General features: G+C 61.4%; 4 protein-coding genes. All 4 read right to left on the bottom strand.

The window, feature by feature from the left end:
• Positions 1 to 75: 75 nt before the first annotated feature.
• On the bottom strand, positions 76 to 600 hold the full coding sequence (locus A2I95_RS29490; protein WP_027259791.1) for a TRAP transporter small permease: 525 nt from the start codon (positions 598 to 600) through the stop codon (positions 76 to 78).
• On the bottom strand, positions 594 to 1,403 hold the full coding sequence (locus A2I95_RS29485) for a methyltransferase domain-containing protein (protein WP_291735599.1): 810 nt from the start codon (positions 1,401 to 1,403) through the stop codon (positions 594 to 596). Before A2I95_RS29485 ends, A2I95_RS29490 begins: the two co-directional genes overlap by 7 nt.
• A gap of 47 nt (positions 1,404 to 1,450) precedes the next feature.
• Positions 1,451 to 2,428: a TRAP transporter substrate-binding protein gene (locus A2I95_RS29480; protein ID WP_291735596.1), complete on the bottom strand. Its 978-nt coding sequence runs from the start codon at positions 2,426 to 2,428 to the stop codon at positions 1,451 to 1,453.
• Positions 2,429 to 2,477: 49 nt separating this feature from the next.
• Positions 2,478 to 2,920 (bottom strand): FAD-binding oxidoreductase (locus A2I95_RS29475; protein ID WP_291735595.1); only part of this gene is annotated, 443 nt, incomplete at its 5' end.

Raw genomic sequence — 2,920 nt, 5'->3', positions numbered from 1 at the left:
CCCAGACGCCGCTGCCCAGAAGGGTGAACAGCACGAAGAGAAACAAAATGATGACTGAGATATTTTCCATGGGGCTTACTCCGCGTGGCTCTGGTCTTCCAGATCCCGGGTGATGCGGTGGTCGCCGCGGAAAATCACATGGATCAGGTGGTCGGTGAGGGCGATGGCCAGGACGACGGCACCAAACAGCATGGCGCTTTGCGGTATCCACAGCGGCGTGCGGTCCTGGCCCTGGCTTACGTCGTTGAACTTCCAGCTCCAGTAGACAAAGCGGTAGGCGTAATAACAGAAGTACCACATCACCGCAGTGCCGATGCCGAAACACCAGATTTCCAGTACCCTGCGGAAGCGGTCAGGCACAGCGTTCAACAGGATCGACACCCGGATATGGCTGCCCCGGTTCAGCGCATTTGCAAAGGCCAGGAACGAGGCCGCCGCCATCGCATAGCCCGCAAAATCCGGCGCGCCGGGGAAGACCTCTCCGGTCCAGCGGGCCAGCATCTGGACCACGATCAACCCCAGAATGGCAATCAGGCAGAGGGCGGCCAGCACCCCCGCTGCAAGGTACAGCCCGTCCAGGGCGCGTCTCAGCATCAGCATGGTTTTTGTCCTGTGAATAGCAGGCTTGGCATCGGCACCTCATAGCCTTGGGTTGTCCGGTAGGGCTGCATGGCGGCGTTGATTTCCTGTTGCAGTTGATCCTGCACGTCCGGATCCTGCGCTTGCACGATCAGTGGCACCCGGACGCCAAAGCTCAGGAAAAAGTCAAAGAAATCCCGGCCGTTTGCCAGCAGAACTGTGTTCAGCCTCCGGAACTCGATGGCTTCAAAGCCCGCGTTAAACATCAAGCCCTGCGCGGCCTCCGGGTCCGAAAGCGCATAGGCATCCGGGGCCGGATCTGCGCGGCTCATGTCAGCGGTCTTGGCGATGATGGAAAACAGAATCCGGTAGAGGTCCGATTCACGGGGCGCAGCCCATTGGCTGAATGAAAACCTCCCGCCAGATACAGGTACTCTGCAGGCTTCGGACATGGCTCGGGCTGTATCGGTGACATGAAAAAGGCCCATGTTGTTGCTGACGGCTTCAAAGCTTGCGTCTTCAAAGGGCAGAGCCTCAGCGTCACCTTCATAAAACCCCGTACCCGGAAAACGGGCCTTTGCCTGTGCAATCATTGCGGGCGCAAAGTCTATGCCGCATGCCCGGCAGCCAAGCGCCGAGGTTGCCGCAGCAACATTGCCGGTGCCGCAGGCAACATCCAGCAGCCGCATTCCGGGCCGCAGGCGCAAGGCGTCCAGCATCGCCGGAGCGATTTGCAAAGTGGCCAGGGCGGTGTGGCTCTCATATAAACCAGCCCGCGCATTCCAACCTGTGCGTTCTGCGTCTTTGAAGGAAGAAAAATCCATTGTGCTTTGCAGGGGCGGCGCCGTTTCCGGCACCGCCATTGCTCCACTTACTGCGCGGCCTGGAATGCGTCGACGATGGCCTTGCCTTCGTCGCCCGCCGCTTCCAGCCATTCACTGGTCATGGTGACGCCGATGTCCTTCAGCTCGGCGGTCATCTGCTCGGATGCCGGGCCGACGGTCATGCCGCCGTCACGCAGGCCTTGCAAGGTGAAACCGGTGTATTCCTTGGCGCGCCAGTTGCCCGCGTATTCCGCCAGTTTGGCGCAGCCCTGGATCACGTTCTGACTGGCCTCGGAGGTGCCGTTCCAGATTTCGGTGTTCACAAACACATAGTTGCGCGGCAGCCAGGCGTCCACTTCGTAGAAATAGTTCAGGCTTTCCCAGACCTTGCGGTCATAGCCGGTGGAGCCGGAAGACACCATCGAGTCCGCAACGCCGGTGGCAAAGGCCTGGCTGATTTCAGCCGCCTCAATCGTCACCGGCAGCATGCCGGTCAGCTCGGCCAGCCGTGAAGTGGCGTTGTTGTATGAGCGGAACTTGATGCCCTTCATCTCGGCGACCGAATTTACTTCGTTCTTGAAATACAGCCCCTGCGGCGGCCACGGCACGGCATAAAGCAGAGTCAGGTTCTGCTCGGCCAGCAGTTTCTCGAGCGCCGGCTTGGCGGCCTTCCACAGCTTGTCGCTGTCATCGAACGAGGTCGCCAGGAACGGGATCGAGTCAAAGCCGAACAGCGCGTTTTCGTTCTGATGGCCGGACAGCAGCCGCTCGCCAATGGGGGCCTGGCCTGTCTGCACCGCGCGCTTGATGTCGGCGCCTTTGAACAGCGAACCCGACGGGTGGGTTTTGATCTCCACTTCGCCGCCGGTGCCGGTGGTCACGCACTCGGCAAACTCCGCCCCGGTGGCCGAGTGGAAGTTGGAAGCCGAATAGGCCATCGGCATGTCCCAGGTTTCCGCAGCGGCGGGCAGGGCGGCAGCCGCGGTCAGCGCGGTGGCGGCCAGCAGTTTGGTCAGTTTCTTCATTGTCTTCTCCCTGTTTTGGTCTCGGCCCCTTTGGGGGCACTGGTTGGTCTCAAATCGCATAGCGCGCCGGGTCATAGGCGCTCATTTCCATGTTCGGGGTGCGGCCCGAAATCATCTGCGCCAGCAGGCGGCCGGTCTTCGGCCCGCCGGTCAGGCCGATATGGTGGTGGCCAAAGCCGACATAGGCACCGGACAGCCCCGGCACTTCGCCGATCACCGGGATCGAATCCGCTGGCGCAGGCCGGAAGCCCAGCCATTCCTCCTCGTGTTTCCAGGTGACACCGGGCAGGATGCGGCGCGCGTTTTTGCGCAGCAATTCCAGCGGGCCTTTCGACGGCCCGGCCTCCAGCCCGCCGAATTCCACAATGCCCGCTATCCGGATCCGTCCCTCCATCGGGGTCACCACGCATTTGGCCGCTGCCACCATGACAGGCGCCTTTGGCATCGCCGAAGGCTCCCACAATTCAAGATGATAGCCGCGTTCTGCTTCCA

This window comes from Leisingera sp. F5 (assembly GCF_001593695.1).
The sequence above is the reverse complement of the archived record's forward strand: the minus strand, read 5'-3'. Positions and strand labels throughout refer to the sequence as shown.